The organism is Nioella sediminis (assembly GCF_001879695.1).
GTDB lineage: Bacteria > Pseudomonadota > Alphaproteobacteria > Rhodobacterales > Rhodobacteraceae > Nioella > Nioella sediminis.
The window spans coordinates 1-16,096 of sequence record NZ_MNBL01000049.1 but is presented as its reverse complement, the minus strand read 5'-3'; the positions used below and the strand labels follow the sequence as shown (position 1 = coordinate 16,096).

The following is a 16,096-nucleotide window of genomic DNA, read 5'->3' as shown; positions in this document are numbered from 1 at the left end:
CTGACAGCACAAGACGAAGAAAAGGTTAAGCGCAGGTCATTCCGCCGCGTCGGCGCGGGCGGCTTCAATCTGGGCAGCCTTGCGTTCCACCTGCTCGACGATGTGATCGACCATGCCGTCATTGGCCAGCTTATGGGCCTGCTTGCCGTCAAGATAAACCATCCCCGACCCGGCCCCGCCACCGGTGAAGCCCACATCGGTCAGAAGCGCCTCACCGGGGCCGTTCACGACGCAGCCGATGATGGACAGGCTCATCGGCGTCTTGATATGGGCCAGCCGGTCCTCCAGCAGCTCCACCGTCTTGATCACGTCAAACCCCTGCCGCGCGCAGGACGGGCAGGAGATGATGTTGACCCCCCGGTGCCGCAACCCGAGCGCCTTGAGGATCTCGTAGCCCACCTTCACCTCCTCGACCGGATCGGCCGAGAGGCTCACGCGCAGCGTGTCGCCGATGCCCATCCACAGGAGGTTGCCAAGCCCGATGGCGGATTTCACGGTGCCGGTCGTCAGCCCGCCCGCCTCGGTGATGCCAAGGTGAATGGGCGCGTCCGTGGCCTCTGCCAGCCCCTGATAGGCGGCGGCGGCCATGAAGACGTCGGACGCCTTCACGCTGATCTTGAATTCGTGGAAATCATGATCCTGCAGGATGCGGATATGGTCTAGCCCGCTCTCGATCATCGCGTCGGGGCATGGTTCGCCATACTTATCCAGCAGGTGCTTTTCCAGAGACCCGGCATTCACCCCGATACGGATCGAACAATTGTGGTCGCGGGCGGCCTTCACCACCTCGGCCACGCGGCTGGCATCGCCAATATTGCCCGGGTTGATCCGCAGGCAGGCCGCGCCAGCCTCTGCCGCTTCGATTCCGCGTTTATAGTGGAAATGGATGTCTGCCACGATCGGCACCGGGCTTTCCGCGACGATCTCTTTCAATGCTATGGAAGACGCCTGATCGGGCACAGAGACTCGCACGATATCGGCCCCCGCCTCGGCACAGGCCTGCACCTGCGCGATGGTGCCCGCCACATCCGTGGTCAACGTGTTGGTCATTGTCTGAACGGAGATCGGCGCACCGCCCCCCACAGGCACATTCCCCACCATGATGCGGCGGCTTTCGCGGCGGTCGATATTGCGCCAGGGGCGAATGGGATTGTGGGACATGTCAGTCTGCCTCGGGCCTGATCAAACGCTTGTGCCTGTCAGATAGCCCCTGTGTCCGGGCACGGCAACGGGGGTGCGTCAGTTGTCGCCAGACAGGACCAGCGCCGCGACACGCGGCAGGTCGGGGTCGGCTGCAGCATCGGCCATCACGTAATTGTCGGACAGCGCATCGGCGGTCAGCACCACGTCGCGCGCGATCGAGGTGCCGGGACCGGCGGGGCCAAGCGTCACGCCATTCACGGCGAAATAGAGCGAGCCGGAATTCCCTGCGCGCAGGGTTGGCAGATCGGCCCCTTCGGGCAGGGTATAGCTGTCACCCGCATCGAGCGTGCCTTCGAACAGCACCGTGCCGGAGGCCGAACTCACGCGGATCCAGGACGGGCGCACGGCAAACAGCACCACCTCGTCGGCCGTCGGGGCCTCGGTCACCTGAACGGCACCCGCCAGTTCAAAGCTGTCTTCGGGCGCATTTGGCCGGGCAAGGCCGGGGGTTTGCGCGAATTCTCCGACCGCATCGGGGTCGAGCGTGGCAATCGCCTCGTCCCGTGGGGTCAGGACGGGGGTGTCCAGCGCTTGCGGGCGATATAGCCGGTCAATGGGGTCGACCGTGGGCAGGCGCGGCGTGGTGGCGTCGGGCAGTTCCGTTTGCGCCATCGACATGACACCGGCTGCTTCGACCGGGTCAAGCGCCGCAACGGTCTGCGGGGCCTCGTCCACGGGAACGAACTGCACCCGCTGGATTTCCGTCAGCACCGACCATGCGCCGTAGCCGATGACGCCAACAAGCGCGATCAGCACGGCAGCAGAGCCAAGCGCGCCCGGTTCCAGACGGCTGAACATGCTTTCGCGCTCGGGGGCGAAAGACACGCGGGCGGTGGACATCACATCATTGGGATTCAGGCGCTTGGGGGCATCGCCAAAGGCGCGTTTTGCCCCACGGGCCTGTGCCGCGGAATCCCCGTGAACGCCATGGAACCCGGCTTCGGCGCTGAAGCGGCGGAAGGTCCATTCCGGGTCCATGCCGAGATAACGCGCGTAGGAGCGCACGTAACCGGCCACGAAGCCCTTGGTGGCAAAGACGGAGAGATCGGCGTTTTCAATGGCGGCAATGTGAGAGGCCTTGATCTTCAGCTCTCTTTCCACATCCAGAAGGGATTTGCCAAGCGTCGCGCGTTCCCCGCGCATCAGGTCACCCAAAGGCACGTCAAGCGTATCAAGCTCGTCAAATGGCAAGCTGCCATCCTTCGACGTGTCTGTGTTCATGCCCATGCGGCCCTGTGCCCCGCGTTTCGCCTAAGGTCTTTGACGGTTTTCCGATCTACCGACCGAAGACATCCCCATTCCATCCCGGTGATTCCCCAAAATCGCCGGTCTTAGGAGCGTGTTAACACAACATGAGGTTATTTTGCACCTGCGGAACTTGCGTCAGGCACTCATTTCGGCACGATTCAGCGCACAGTGGTTCCACAGCGCGTCCATCGCCCGGACAAGACCATCCAGCATCTTGGGATCATGGACCGGCGACGGGGTAAAGCGCAGACGTTCCGTTCCGCGTGGAACGGTCGGGAAATTGATCGGCTGCACGTAGATGCCGTAGTCCGACAGCAGCATGTCCGAGATTTTCTTGGTATGGACGGGATCGCCCACCATGACCGGCACGATGTGACTGCCATGGTCGATGATCGGGAGGCCCATGCCCTTGAGGCGCAGCTTCAGCACCTTGGCGCGTTCCTGGTGCAGATCCCGCAGCGCCTGGTCGGTTTTCAGATGCCGGACCGAAGCCGCCGCCCCTGCCGCCACGACCGGCGGCAAAGAGGTGGTGAAGATGAAGCCCGGCGCGTAAGATCTTACGGCATCACACATTTTTTCGCTGGCCGCGATATAGCCGCCATGCACGCCAAAGGCCTTGCCCAAGGTGCCATTGATGATGTCGATGCGGTGCATAAGGTTGTCACGCTCGGCCACGCCAGCGCCACGGGGGCCGTACATGCCGACCGCGTGCACCTCGTCGAGATAGGTCAGAGCGCCGAATTCGTCTGCCAGATCGCAGATCTCTTCGATGGGGCCGAAATCGCCATCCATGGAATAGATCGACTCGAACGCGATCACCTTCGGCACTGCCGGATCGTCGGCCTCCAGCAGCTCGCGCAGATGGGCCACGTCGTTGTGGCGGAAGATGCGCTTGGCCCCGCCATTGCGGCGCACGCCTTCGATCATCGAGGCATGGTTCAGCGCATCGGAATAGATGATGAGGCCCGGAAACAGCTTGGGCAGCGTGCTGAGCGTCGCGTCATTGGCAATATAGGCCGAGGTGAAGAGCAGCGCGGCCTCCTTCTGGTGAAGGTCAGAGAGCTCCGCCTCCAACTCCTTGTGATAGACCGTGGTGCCGGAGATATTGCGGGTGCCGCCAGAGCCTGCACCGGTATCTTCCAGCGCCTTGTGCATCGCCTCCAGAACAACAGGATGCTGGCCCATGCCCAGATAATCGTTGCCGCACCAGACGGTGATATCCTGTTCGCTGCCATCGGGCTTTTTCCAGACCGCATGGGGGAACTGACCGCGACGGCGCTCAATATCAATGAAGGTCCGGTAACGCCCTTCTTCGTGCAGGCGGTTCAGGGCGGCATCAAGCGCGGCATCGTAGTTCACTGGCGGTCTCCTTTTTCCGGACCCGTTCGCGGGGGCCCGAAAGACACGGCTGGCAAGGCTTCGGACGGATGCGTTTCCTTGAATGCCCGAAGATTTGGGTGATCTAGGCCCTGAGGCCCTCCCCTCGCAAGTTACAAATTGACGCGCGGGTTACTTTGACATGGATCAACGGAGCGGCTGCAAGATCAGTTCTGGACAACAACGCGGCAGTCATCCTGTCCACAATTGGCGACGGCTGTTTCCTCGTCTGCCCCGATTCCCCACTGCCCGGTTGCCTCGGAAATGGCCATGGCACGCGACCGGCCAAGGCGGCGATACTCGCCGCGCAGGGCAGCGGTGGCCTCGGTATTCAGTTGCAGACCGCGGCCCGGTTCCCAGCCCTCCGGGCGCACCACCATGACCACGATGCAGGACGGGCCAGAGCTGCGCTGCGCTTCGCAGCCCTCCAGGGCGACGCGGCGCGCATTCTCTTCGTCATGGAAATTGGCGGCGGCAACTGTCGCCTCGGAGGCCAGCCCCATGCCGGGTGCAATGGCGATCGCGCCGTAATAGCTGACCGCGCCGGACAGTTGCGGAGATTGCAGAATGGCCCGGTCGGTATCCGACAGGCTGTCATGGTCGATCACCTCCACCTCGACGGCCCCGCGTTCGGCAAAGACCAGTCGCCGCGCCTCGCGCAGGTTCGGCAGGTCCTGTGCAAGCGCAGGCAGCCCGGTGGCCGCGATGGCAAGGGCAAGGCCCGAGGATCGAAGGAAGGATATCGCGCGCATGAAATAACTCCGCTCTCTTTGGGTCGGATGTCTGAAACCTTAACAGGGAATACCGTGTCCCCTGCCCTTCGGCAACATCTGGACAGCGCCGGGCGGGCTGATAGGCTCCGCCCCAACACGCGAATGTGAAAGGAATCCCCCATGTCGCTCGACGCCGTTCTTGCCCGCATTGACGAAAACCTGGAGGACGCCACCGACCGGTTGATGGATCTGCTGCGAATCCCCTCCATCTCGACCGATCCCGCCTACAACGACGATTGCGACCGGGCCGCCGATTGGCTGGTCGTGGATCTGAAGAGCCTGGGCTTTGACGCCACCAAGCGGCTGACACCGGGCCGCCCGATGGTCGTGGCGCATGTCAATGCCGATGCCGACGGGCCGCATCTGCTGTTCTATGGCCACTACGACGTGCAGCCGGTCGATCCTCTCAACCTCTGGAACACCCCGCCCTTTGAACCGGCCATTGAAGACACCCCCAAAGGCAAGGTCATCCGAGGACGCGGGGCGTCTGACGACAAGGGGCAGCTGATGACCTTTGTCGAGGCCTGCCGCGCATGGAAGACGGTGCATGGCAGCCTGCCGGGCAAGATCACGCTTTTCTTCGAGGGCGAGGAGGAATCGGGCTCACCCTCGCTGGTGCCCTTCATGCAGGAAAACGCGGCGGAACTGACCGCCGATATCGCGCTGATCTGTGACACCTCCATGGTCGCGCCCGGCGTGCCCTCGATCCCCACGCAGCTGCGCGGGATGCTGAAGGATGAATTCACCCTGACTGGCCCCCGCATCGACCTGCATTCGGGCCATTACGGCGGACCGGGCCTCAACCCGCTGCGGGAAATGGCGCGGATCGTGGACAGCTTCTATGATCCCGAGACCGGGGCCGTGGCGGTCGAGGGGTTCTATGAGGGCGTCCATGAGGTGCCCGAGGATATCCTGCGCCAATGGAACATGTCGGGCTTCGACGAGGCCGACTATCTGGCCGAGGCGGGTTATACCGTGTCCCATTACGAACAGGGCTATTCCTGCCTCGAAAAGCAATGGGCGCGCCCGACGCTGGAGGTGAACGGCATGTGGGGCGGCTATCAGGGGGCCGGGACCAAGACCGTCATCCCCTCACAGGCGCATTGCAAGATCACCTGCCGTCTGGTGGGCGACATGGACCCCGATGCGCTGCGCGTGAAGATCCGCAAGCATGTGGCCGACCGGCTTGGCCCCGATCTGAGCGTGGAGTGGAACCAGGATCTTGAAGGCTCCCCCGCGCCGGTGATGAACGTGAACCGGCCCGAGTTCGAAAAGGCCCGGCAGGCGCTGTCCGATGAATGGGGCCGCGAGGCGGTCTTCATCGGCATGGGCGGGTCGATCCCGATTGCCGGGTTCTTCAAGGACGTGCTCGGCATGGATGCGCTGCTGACGGGCTTTGCCAATGACGATGACGCGATCCATTCCCCGAACGAGAAATATGACCTCGACAGCTTTCACAAGGGCATCCGGTCCTGGGCGCGGATCCTGCATGCGCTGACGCGCTGACCCCCTGCCCCTGCCCGGTGCTCAGGCGTCGGGCGGGGGCGTGTCCGGCACGAAGGCAAGGGCAGACCGCGCAGGCCCCGTCCAGAACCGGGTCATCATCAGGACCGCCGCCACCGACAGCCCAAGGGCCAGGCCAAGCCAGATGCCAACCCCCTCCAATCCAAGCGGAAAGCCGAGCACATAGCTCGCCGGCACACCGATCCCCCAGTAGCTGACCACCGCGTAGATCATGGGGCGCTTCGTGTCCTGCACCCCGCGCAGGAAGCCAAGCGCCATGACCTGCACCGCATCGGCCAGCTGAAACAGCGCCGCCGTGGCCAGCAGCACCGTGCCGGTGGCGATCAGGGCTGCCCGGTTGGGTTCTGCCGGGTCGAGGAACAGGCCGATCAGCAGTTCGGGAATGCCGAGGAACGCCGCGATGGTGATCGCCACCATGCCAAGCGACAGAACCAGTGCGGCCAGCGCCCCCATGCGCAGGTTGGGCAGATCCTTGCGACCCCAAGCATAGCCCGCGCGCACCGTCGCGGCAGAGCTCAGGCCCAGATGCACCATGAAGGTTGCCGCCGCGATGGACACGGCGATGCCATGGGCGGCCAGCGCCTCTTCCCCGATCCAGCCCATCATGATGGCGCTTGCCGTGAACAGGCCGCTTTCGGCCAGCATCGTCAGCCCGATCGGCATCCCGAGGCGAAACACCTCGCCAAACGCGCCCCAGTCCGGCCGCCAGAGCCGGGCCAGGATGGTATAGCCCCGCAAGTCCCGCGCCAGCGCCGCATAGGCGCCGAGCAACACCAGGATCAGCGCATTGGTGCCAAGCGACGCGATGGCCGCGCCCCGGATCCCCAGTTCGGGCGCGCCGAGATTGCCGAAGATGAGCACCCAGTTGAACCCGATATTCACCGCCGTCCCGGCCAAAGTCGCCCACAGCACGATCTGGGTGTGACCAAGCGCTGACAGGTGGCTTTTGAACACCACGGCAAGCAGGAACAGCGGCATCGACCAGCCCGCGATGCGCAGATAATCCTGCATCAATTGCGACAGCTCAGGCGCCTGCCCGAGCGCCACGAAGATCGGGCCGCTGAACCAGAACAGCGGCATCGAGGCACATCCGATGAGACAGGACAGCCACAGGCCCATGCGCGTGACCCGGCGCACCTGCGTTCTGTCTTCATTGGCGATCGCGGCGGCCACCATGGGCATGACGGCAATGCCGAATCCGGACCCAAGCAGGAACACCACGAAGAAATACGAGGACGCCAGGGATTGCGCAGCCAGTTCGCTGACGCCATACCATCCCAACATGACCGTGTCGGTGATCCCGATGGACAATTGGGCAAGATGGCTGCCCGCCAGGGGAAGACCAAGCAAAAAAACAGCCCCTAGGTGATGGCGAAAAGGTGTCATTGCTGGTACTCTTCTGCGACAAGGCCTCTTGACAAGCGGCTTTGTAATTATTTGAAAATACCCGATAAAGTGGGTACACGTTTCCAGATTGGAACCGCATTGTTGCTTAGCTTACCCCCCTCTGCGCCACATTCACGCCACATTTTTTGACGAGATAAGCATCTGCGTAAACAGCGAGCAGAAGAAACAAGAATGCAACACGAAAGTTGGCATAATTTCCTGACGTCCGAAAGTGGTGCCGTTTCGGTGGACTGGACGGTTCTGACCGCTGCGGTTGCCGGTATGGCACTGGCTGCGACGGCGATGATCGAGGACGGGATTTCCTCGCTCGCCTCGGATCTGGAAGCGCAACTTCGGACGCAGCAGGTCAGCGATGCGTTCGTTGTGTTCCATTCCGCGCATTTCAACGCGCTCTACGATGCCGGCGTGATCGACGAAGACGGCGCGGAAAGCATGTTCGACATCGCCAACGCCATGACCAACGCCACGATCCTGACCGGGATCGAGGAAGGCATTCTGGCTTATAACGATGGCGATCTCTCAGATGAGGATATTGCCCTGCTCGTCGCCATGGCCAGCGTCGGCGTGCAGCGCAATATTATCAGTGCGGATGACGTCAATCTGGTCTCGACCTACTAGGCCACGCCCCATCTGTCTGCCCCGGATCGGTCTGGTCTGAAGGAAACGGCGCCCCGAACGGGCGCCGTTTCTTCGGTCAGCGGTCGCGCCGCTGATCAGGGTGTAGGGACGCCCCCAGGATATGGTCCGAGGCATGGATCACATGACTGGCATGGCCCACGATCAGCGGATCGGGCGCCTGCGCGATGTCATGGTCCTTGCCGGGATAGTCCAGCGTCGACAGGAAATGACGCATCGTATTTAGGCGCGCCCGCTTCTTGTCGTTCGACTTGATGATCGTCCAGGGCGCATCTGCGGTGTCGGTGTAAAAGAACATCGCTTCCTTCGCCTCGGTATAGGCGTCCCATTTGCCAAGGCTCGCCTTGTCGATCGGGCTCAGCTTCCACTGCTTCAGCGGGTCGGTTTCGCGGCTGGCAAACCGGGCGCGCTGTTCTTCCTGAGTGACCGAGAACCAGTATTTGTAAAGCCGGATGCCCGAGCGCACCAGCATCCGTTCCAGATCCGGGGTCTGGCGCATGAATTCAAGATATTCATGCGGCTCGCAGAATCCCATGACGCGTTCCACGCCCGCGCGATTGTACCAGCTGCGGTCATAGAACACCATTTCGCCCGAGGTTGGCAGGTGGTTGATATAACGTTGAAAGAACCACTGGCCGCGTTCCTCGTCCGTGGGTTTATTCAACGCCACGACGCGGGCAAAACGCGGGTTCAGGTGTTCGGTAAACCGCTTGATCGTGCCGCCCTTGCCCGCCGCGTCCCGGCCCTCGAACAGGATCACGAATTTCTGTCCCGTGTCCTGCGCCCATAGCTGAACTTTCAGAAGCTCCGCCTGAATGCGCGCCTTCTCGGCCTCGTAGGCCTTGCGCGGCAGCTTGTCGGAATAGGGGTACTCGCCGGTTTCGAACGCATGGCGAATGTCATCCGTGGTCACCGTGGGAAAGCCCTTGTCGGCCCCGTTGGTCTGTCCGGCTTCGATCTGGGCGTCGGTGGCTGCGGGTGCGGTCATTGCGGTCTCCTTCTGATTGTCCTGCGCATCGTCTGGCACGGATCGCGGCAAGGCGCCTTGATCGGTGTCAAGAAACTGACACAAAACATCGGAAAACCCGTGGATAGTGGCCCGCACCCCCTGCCCCACAAAATCCTGCGTTGCCCCTTGTCGGCTGCCCCGCCCCTGCGATACCCTGCCAGCCAATCAAAAGCACAAAGCAAAGAGCAGATGGGCATGGCCGACGATCTTCTTTCCCCTGCGGTGGACAATGGGGGCTATGACGCCTCTTCGATCGAGATTCTGGAGGGGTTGGAGCCTGTCCGCAAACGCCCCGGCATGTATATCGGTGGCACCGATGAGCGTGCCTTGCATCATCTGGTGGCCGAAATCCTCGACAACTCCATGGATGAGGCCGTGGCCGGTCATGCCAGCCGCATCGAGGTGGAACTGCATGGCGATCATTCCATCACCATCCGCGACAACGGTCGCGGCATGCCGGTGGACCCGCATCCCAAATTCCCCGACAAGTCCGCGCTGGAGGTGATCCTGTGCACTCTTCACGCAGGCGGCAAATTCTCGGGCGACAGCTATGAAACCTCGGGCGGGTTGCACGGGGTTGGCGCGTCTGTCGTGAATGCGCTTTCCGATCACCTGCGGGTCGAGGTCGCGCGCAACCGCGAGCTTTTCGCGCAGGAGTTCTCGCGCGGCATCCCGCAAGGCCCGGTTCAGGCCATCGGCGCCGCCCCCAACCGGCGCGGCACCACCGTGACCTTCCACCCCGACGAACAGATCTTCGGCCATCACCGGTTCAAACCCGCGCGGCTGCTGAAAATGGTTCGCTCCAAGGCCTATCTCTTCTCTGGCGTGGAAATCCGCTGGAAATCGGCCATCGAGGACGGGGACACGCCGCTGGAGGCCACCTTCCATTTCCCCGGCGGTCTGGCCGATTACCTCAAGGAAACGCTCGGGGGGGCCTCCACCTACGCCGATCAGCCCTTCGCGGGCCTGGTCGATTTCAAGGAACGGTTCAACACGCCGGGCAAGGTGGAATGGGCGATCAATTGGACGCCGTCCCGCGACGGGTTCATCCAGTCCTATTGTAACACCGTCCCCACGCCCGAGGGCGGCACGCATGAGGCCGGGTTCTGGGCCGCCGTGCTGAAAGGCATCCGCGCTTATGGGGAACTGGTCGGCAACAAGAAGGCCGCGCAGATCACCCGTGACGATCTGATCACCGGGGGCTGCGCGCTGGTCAGCTGCTTCATCCGGGAACCCGAGTTTGTCGGCCAGACCAAGGATCGCCTCGCCACCACCGAGGCACAAAGGCTCGTTGAAAACGCCGTGCGCGACCATTTCGACAATTGGCTGGCCGCCGACACCAAGGCCGCGGGCGCGATCCTCGATTTCCTGGTGCTGCGCGCGGAGGAACGTCTGCGCCGACGGCAGGAGAAGGAAACGCAACGCAAATCCGCCACCAAGCGGCTGCGCCTGCCCGGCAAGCTGGTGGATTGTTCCAATTCAAACCGCGAGGGGACAGAGCTGTTCATTGTCGAGGGCGACTCGGCGGGCGGATCGGCGAAAATGGCGCGGGATCGGAAAACGCAGGCGCTGCTGCCCTTGCGCGGCAAGATCCTCAACGTCCTCGGCGCGGCGGGGTCCAAGATTTCCACCAATGCCGAGATCAACGATCTGTGTCAGGCCATGGGCGTCGGCGTAGGGACCAAGTTCAACATCGACGATCTGCGCTATGACAAGATCATCATCATGACCGACGCGGATGTGGACGGCGCCCATATCGCCTCGCTCTTGATGACCTTCTTCTTCACCCAGATGCGGCCCATGATTGACCACGGGCATCTCTATCTGGCCTGCCCGCCCTTGTATCGCCTGACGCAAGGGTCGCGCCGCGTCTATTGCCTGGATGAGGCGGAGCGGGACGCGTGGCTCGCCAAGGGGCTCGGCGGCAAGGGCAAGATCGACGTCAGCCGCTTCAAAGGCCTGGGCGAGATGGACGCCAAGGACCTAAAGGAAACCACGATGGACCCCGAGCAGCGCAAACTGATCCGCGTGTCGATTGACGACGAGGTGCCGGGTGAAACCGGAGACCTGGTGGAACGCCTGATGGGCAAGAAACCGGAACTGCGCTTCCAGTATATCCAGGAGAACGCGCGGTTTGTGGAGGAGTTGGATGTTTGAACGCTTAGAGGCGCATTGCTATGTTGTCTTGGCTATCTAGATTCTTTTCAGGGAAGAACGGAAGCGCGAGTGGAACACGACACAAACCATTCACTATGAGCGTAGGGCATGACCTAAAAGCGGATCGCCCTGGCACTGAGTTTTCAAAAAGTGAACGAAGAAAAATAATAAAAGAAGCGGTTAGAATTAGTCGTGAGAAATCAATAAAAGAAGAGATGGAAAAACGGCGCGCAAAGCTGATTACCATTATTGCAACCGCAAGGAACAAATCCATTAATAAGTATGGAGATCTTGACGAAAGCTTTATAAAACATGAGGCAGAGGAGTTTCTTCGAGTTTGCCTTCCCAATATCCCTCCTGATGAGGACACAATATACTTTGCGCAACGCGAACTGCAGAAGCTTCTGAATGGGATTTCCGACAAAAGTGAAGCCCCAGTCGATCCAATTGAGTTCGAATACTGGTGTGCTAAAGAAATCGAGCGCCTTGGCTGGAACTGCACAGTAACGACTGCATCTGGAGATCAAGGCGTTGACATTATAGCCAGCTATGGAGAAAAAGTTGTTGCCATTCAGTGCAAACGGTTCTCCAAACCGGTTGGCAATTCCTGTGTTCAGGAAGTTTTTGCCGCCGCGACATTTGTGGGCGCCACAGATTATTGTGTCATTGCAACTTGTGGCTTTACCAGATCAGCAACTGAGTTGGCTCAGTCAACCGGAACCAAACTAATTGAAGCTTCGGCGATAAGTCAGTTCAACGAATTATTTCTCTAATAGCATTACGGGATAGGTGGGATATAGTGGTTGATCAGGGCGACCAACCGAGCCATCGACGACGCGCGCGGGGGCGATCCTGACCTTTTGACTCGCGCTTTATGGCTGCCACATCCGCGCTCCCTCTCCGTCTCGTCTAACCCTACCCAAATCGCCTCCGCGTGGGGGCGCGTCGGCGATGGCGCGGCGGCTTCGCCTTGAGTCCGCACCGGGGGCACAGCTCCACCCTTTCCCTTGACCACTCCCCCGCAACCCGCAACAGTTGACGCACACAAGCGGGGGGGCAGCCGATGTGCTGGAGCGAAGGGGCCAGTCTGGCCATGGTGGGCGTCGGCGCCGCCGCAACGGTCGTCACCTGGACACGCGGTGACCCGCCCGCGATCCCGATCACGCTGGCCTTTTTCGCCTCGATGGAGGCGCTGCAGGTCTGGGGCTACCAGACCATCGACCAATGCGAGCTGACCGGAAACCGCGCCTCAGCGCTGCTCAGCTACGTCCATATCTCGCTGCAACCTCTCTTCATCAACGCCTTCGGCATGGCGATCATGGGGGGTGTCTCGGCCCGGATGTGGCGGACCATCATGGGGCTGACGGCGGTGATCTCGGTCCTGTTGCTGATGCGGATGGTGCCGATGGCCTCGATTGGCCCGTGCGTGCCGGGCACGACGCTGTGCGGGCCGCAATGGTGCACCCTGTCCGGCACATGGCACCTTGCCTGGGACATGCCGCTGTCTGATTTCGCAGGACGGTTCGGGGGCGATGTGTTCCGACATTGGGTGCCCTTCCCCGATTACCTGCTGGCGGTCTTCATCTTCCCGCTCTTCTACGGGGCATGGCGGTTCGCGCTGGTGCATGCGTTGCTCGGCCCGATCCTCGCGGCCTCCCTCACCGCCAATCCCAATGAGATGCCGGCGGTCTGGTGCCTCTTCTCCGTCGGTCTGGTGCTGATCTCGCTCACCCCGTGGATACGCCGGACGGTGACGGCATAGCCCGCATCTGCTAGCGTGACGACAGGGAGGATGCCATGGCCCCTTGGTTGCAGGTTCTGTTTACCCTTGTCTTCGCCGGTCTGGCGGGGGCGCTGATCTGGCGGCTTGCCTCCATCGACAAGGCGCTGTGGCAGAACCGGCCCATCCTGGCCAAGCGGCTGGAGATCTACGACCGCATCGCGCCCGATATGAACCGGATCTACTGTTTCCGGCGGCTGGTGGGGTATTGGAAGGAGATTTCTCCCCCCGACATGATCGCCACCAAGCGGCGGCTGGACCGGGAGGTGAATATCTACCGCCACCTGCTGTCCGAAGACTTCTACCAGCGGCATTTCGAGTTCATGCAGCTCTGTTTCCATACCTTCACGGGGCAAGGCGAAGACGCGAAAATCCGCGCGGTGGTGACGCATGATCTGGGGGACCGGCGGGTGCATGCGGGCTATGACTGGGACGAGGGTTGGGAGCCGATGTTCGCCCCTGACGAGTTGCCCACGGATTACCAGATCGACGAGGCTTATATGCAGGCGATGAATGCGCTGAGGCGGTCCATCGGGCTCAGGGATGTCGACTGAAATAGCCCCGAGGCGCGTGAACACCCCGGGGCGAAGCATGACAAAGTCAGGATTGTCCGATCAGCGCAGGATCACCGTGCGCGTGATCGGGGTGTACTCCAGCGGCATGGGCGGGCAGCTCAGGCAGGTGTCCGGCATCGGGATCGGACGCGGCATGGGCAGCACCACCGGGAAGGGGAAGGGCAGCGGGCGCGGCTCGGGCAGCGGCGTCAGCTTTGCGTCGTCCTCGATCACATGCAAGGGCGAGCCAAGCACGATGATGTCAGCCGAAGCGGCGGGGGCAATGGCGGCAGCCGTCAGGGCCGCGGCGAGGAAGGTCATAACAGGTTTCTTCATGGGTCAAATTCCTTGGGTCAGGGTGATTGGGTTTTCAGGTTGCGCCGGGGGTTTGGGAGGAGCCGACAGGAAAACCCTGACAGACCCGGCCCCGTCATCCAAAATCGGCGCGTCGTCAGCCAAGAACAGCTTTGCGCTATCGGATAACCGTTCGGGGATTGCCCCTGCATTCTCTGCGGCTTAGCCTTGAGTTGACGATCATAGAAGGGCCACGCGCCATGACCACACCTACCCTTTCCCCTGCCGATCTGAACCGCTTCCTTGGCGAGAATTTCGCCGATTGGGTGCGCGATCTGCAATTGGATGTGACCGAGGTGAGTGAGTCGCACACAATCTCGCGCATGCCCAACAGTGCCCGATTGACCCGCGTTGGCGGGATCATCTCGGGCCAGGCCCTGATGACGATGGCCGATACAACGATGGTCCTGGCAACGGCCGGCTTCTTCGGATCGTTCCGCCCGGTCGCCACCACGAATTTCACCTGCCAGTTCCTGCGTCCGGGCGTCGGTGACTGGATCGTCTGCCGGGCCGATATCGTGCGGGCCGGCAAGAGCATGGCCTTTGTCGAGGCGGAAATGGTGGCCGAACCCTCCGGCAAACCCGTGGCGCGGGCGCAGGCCACCTTCTACGTGGTCTGACCGCGCGTTTACCCTGTGCTGACGAAGGCCCGTAGATCGGCTAGGCTGGGATCATGCTGCGCTGGATCATCACCCTTCTCCTTCTGCTGACCGCCTGCGGCCGCCCCCTGACCGAGGCCGAACGCGTCTTCATGGCAGAGCTTCAGCCCGGGCTTGATCCGGCCCCGATCCGCATCGTTGAAATGCCCCTCGTGGGCCTGCGCAGCCATACCCGCCCCGTGCGCCCGCGCGTCACCTGCCGGGAACGGATTTTCCCGCCGCCAGAGGGGCTTACCGTTCAAAGCCGCGCGGCCGGAATCGCCACATTCAGGCGCATCTGGGTCACGCCGGACTATTACCTGGACGATTATCTGGCAGGCTACCCGGATGAATTGCGGCTGGTGGCGGCAATGTTCTTTGCCCATGAGATGACCCATATCTGGCAATGGCAAAACCGGGCCGTGACCGGCTACCACCCGCTGCGCGGCGCGTCGGAACACTGGGTCAGCGATGATCCCTACCTCTTTGATGTGCCATCGGAAACGCCCGATTTCCTCAGTTACGGATACGAACAGCAAGCCAGCCTGGTCGAGGAATATGTCTGTTGCCGGGCGCTGGATCCGGGCGGTGCGCGGACCCAAAGACTGGAAGAGATTCTTCAGCCTTATCTGAACCTTACACCCATCAATGACCGCATCAGCCGCCCCGACATCCGGCTGCCATGGGAAGACGCGGAACTGCCCGGCATCTGCTCATAGCCCCTTGCGCTTCCTCACGATCCGCCGCAGCCTGCGCGCCGGATGAAGGAGAGCAGAAACATGACCCAACACGCGCTGATCATGCTGGCCGCGGGCATCGGCATTCCGCTTCTGGCCGCGCTGAACGCCCGGCTCGGGGCCAATATCGGATCCCCTGCCGCCGCTGCCTTCATCCTGTTTATCGTCGCTGTTTCAGCGACTTGCGTGGTCATGCTGGGGACCGGGCCACAGGCATTGACCCGATTGTCCGGCCAGCCCTGGCATCTGTTTCTTGCTGGGCTTCTGGTGGCCTTCTACGTGCTGTCCATCACCTATGTGGCCCCCCATTTCGGGGTCGGAAACGCGGTCTTCTTCGTGCTTCTGGGCCAGCTCGTCTCGGCCGCGATGATCGACCATTTCGGCCTGTTCGGGGCAGCGCAATCGCCGCTCACCCTCATGCGTGCGGGCGGCATTCTGGTCATGGCCGCGGGCGTCGCCCTGACCCAGATGGCGGCCAGATAAGGGGGGTGCCCCCTGTACACCCCCTGTGCACCCCCCGTACACCGGGCGTGCAGACGAAAAGCCACTTTCATCTTGGCAAAAATACCTCGGGGGAGGAGCGAAGCGACGGGGGCAGCGCCCCCAATTTTCTTCCAAGAAAATTCCTGCGCCGGGGACTCGGGCGCGCCTAGCCGCCGGCCTTGTCCTCCAGCATCAGCCACTCGTCCTCTGCGGCGG

At 62.1% G+C, this 16,096-nt stretch carries 16 protein-coding genes; 9 read left to right on the top strand and 7 right to left on the bottom strand.

From position 1 onward, the window contains the following. Positions 1-36: 36 nt before the first annotated feature. From ispG to BKY26_RS07865, 4 genes are all read right to left on the bottom strand, one after another. Positions 37-1,161 carry a flavodoxin-dependent (E)-4-hydroxy-3-methylbut-2-enyl-diphosphate synthase gene (gene ispG, locus BKY26_RS07880; protein WP_071689852.1) on the bottom strand — a complete coding sequence of 375 codons (1,125 nt, stop codon included), beginning with the start codon at positions 1,159-1,161 and terminating at the stop codon, positions 37-39. Positions 1,162-1,239: 78 nt separating this feature from the next. After that, on the bottom strand, positions 1,240-2,424 hold the full coding sequence (locus BKY26_RS07875) for a RodZ domain-containing protein (RefSeq protein ID WP_071689875.1): 1,185 nt from the start codon (positions 2,422-2,424) through the stop codon (positions 1,240-1,242). Between the two features lie 162 nt (positions 2,425-2,586). Beyond that, entirely contained in the window at positions 2,587-3,810 is a 1,224-nt protein-coding gene (gene hemA, locus BKY26_RS07870) for a 5-aminolevulinate synthase (RefSeq protein ID WP_071689851.1), read from the bottom strand. A gap of 185 nt (positions 3,811-3,995) precedes the next feature. Further along, complete coding sequence (locus BKY26_RS07865; RefSeq protein WP_071689850.1) at positions 3,996-4,580, bottom strand: hypothetical protein; 585 nt, start codon at positions 4,578-4,580, stop codon at positions 3,996-3,998. 141 nt (positions 4,581-4,721) lie between these two features. Between BKY26_RS07865 and BKY26_RS07860 the strand changes: the two genes are divergently transcribed. Further along, positions 4,722-6,107 (top strand): M20/M25/M40 family metallo-hydrolase, encoded by a 1,386-nt coding sequence (locus BKY26_RS07860; protein ID WP_071689849.1) that lies wholly within the window; start codon positions 4,722-4,724, stop codon positions 6,105-6,107. Positions 6,108-6,128: 21 nt separating this feature from the next. On the opposite strand, the gene BKY26_RS07855 is transcribed toward BKY26_RS07860, so the two are convergent. After that, positions 6,129-7,511 carry an MATE family efflux transporter gene (locus tag BKY26_RS07855; RefSeq protein ID WP_071689848.1) on the bottom strand — a complete coding sequence of 461 codons (1,383 nt, stop codon included), beginning with the start codon at positions 7,509-7,511 and terminating at the stop codon, positions 6,129-6,131. 192 nt (positions 7,512-7,703) lie between these two features. On the opposite strand from BKY26_RS07855, the gene BKY26_RS07850 reads away from it, so the two are divergent. Next, on the top strand, positions 7,704-8,150 hold the full coding sequence (locus tag BKY26_RS07850; protein WP_071689847.1) for a hypothetical protein: 447 nt from the start codon (positions 7,704-7,706) through the stop codon (positions 8,148-8,150). Positions 8,151-8,226: 76 nt separating this feature from the next. Here BKY26_RS07850 and ppk2 read toward each other — a convergent pair whose 3' ends face one another. Next, positions 8,227-9,156, bottom strand: a complete 930-nt coding sequence (ppk2, locus tag BKY26_RS07845) for a polyphosphate kinase 2 (RefSeq protein ID WP_083431368.1) — start codon at positions 9,154-9,156, stop codon at positions 8,227-8,229. A 216-nt stretch (positions 9,157-9,372) separates the two neighbouring features. Between ppk2 and parE the strand changes: the two genes are divergently transcribed. The 4 genes from parE to BKY26_RS07825 all read left to right on the top strand — a co-directional run bounded on the left by parE (position 9,373) and on the right by BKY26_RS07825 (position 13,668). Continuing rightward, positions 9,373-11,334 (top strand): DNA topoisomerase IV subunit B, encoded by a 1,962-nt coding sequence (parE, locus tag BKY26_RS07840; protein ID WP_071689873.1) that lies wholly within the window; start codon positions 9,373-9,375, stop codon positions 11,332-11,334. Between the two features lie 95 nt (positions 11,335-11,429). Next, positions 11,430-12,107, top strand: a complete 678-nt coding sequence (locus BKY26_RS07835) for a restriction endonuclease (RefSeq protein ID WP_158514315.1) — start codon at positions 11,430-11,432, stop codon at positions 12,105-12,107. 290 nt (positions 12,108-12,397) lie between these two features. After that, complete coding sequence (locus tag BKY26_RS07830; protein WP_071689845.1) at positions 12,398-13,096, top strand: DUF5765 domain-containing protein; 699 nt, start codon at positions 12,398-12,400, stop codon at positions 13,094-13,096. 35 nt (positions 13,097-13,131) lie between these two features. Beyond that, a complete protein-coding gene (locus BKY26_RS07825) occupies positions 13,132-13,668 on the top strand; it encodes a hypothetical protein (RefSeq protein ID WP_071689844.1) in 537 nt (178 codons plus the stop codon). Between the two features lie 60 nt (positions 13,669-13,728). Here BKY26_RS07825 and BKY26_RS07820 read toward each other — a convergent pair whose 3' ends face one another. Then, positions 13,729-14,004, bottom strand: a complete 276-nt coding sequence (locus BKY26_RS07820) for a hypothetical protein (RefSeq protein ID WP_071689843.1) — start codon at positions 14,002-14,004, stop codon at positions 13,729-13,731. A gap of 218 nt (positions 14,005-14,222) precedes the next feature. On the opposite strand from BKY26_RS07820, the gene BKY26_RS07815 reads away from it, so the two are divergent. Genes BKY26_RS07815 through BKY26_RS07805 form a run of 3 tightly spaced genes read left to right on the top strand, consistent with a single transcriptional unit; the run spans position 14,223 to position 15,880 of the window. Beyond that, on the top strand, positions 14,223-14,642 hold the full coding sequence (locus tag BKY26_RS07815; protein WP_071689842.1) for a PaaI family thioesterase: 420 nt from the start codon (positions 14,223-14,225) through the stop codon (positions 14,640-14,642). A 53-nt stretch (positions 14,643-14,695) separates the two neighbouring features. Beyond that, a complete protein-coding gene (locus BKY26_RS07810; protein ID WP_071689841.1) occupies positions 14,696-15,379 on the top strand; it encodes a hypothetical protein in 684 nt (227 codons plus the stop codon). 60 nt (positions 15,380-15,439) lie between these two features. Further along, positions 15,440-15,880, top strand: coding sequence for a DMT family transporter (locus BKY26_RS07805; protein WP_071689840.1), 441 nt, complete (start codon positions 15,440-15,442; stop codon positions 15,878-15,880). Positions 15,881-16,096: the final 216 nt, after the last annotated feature.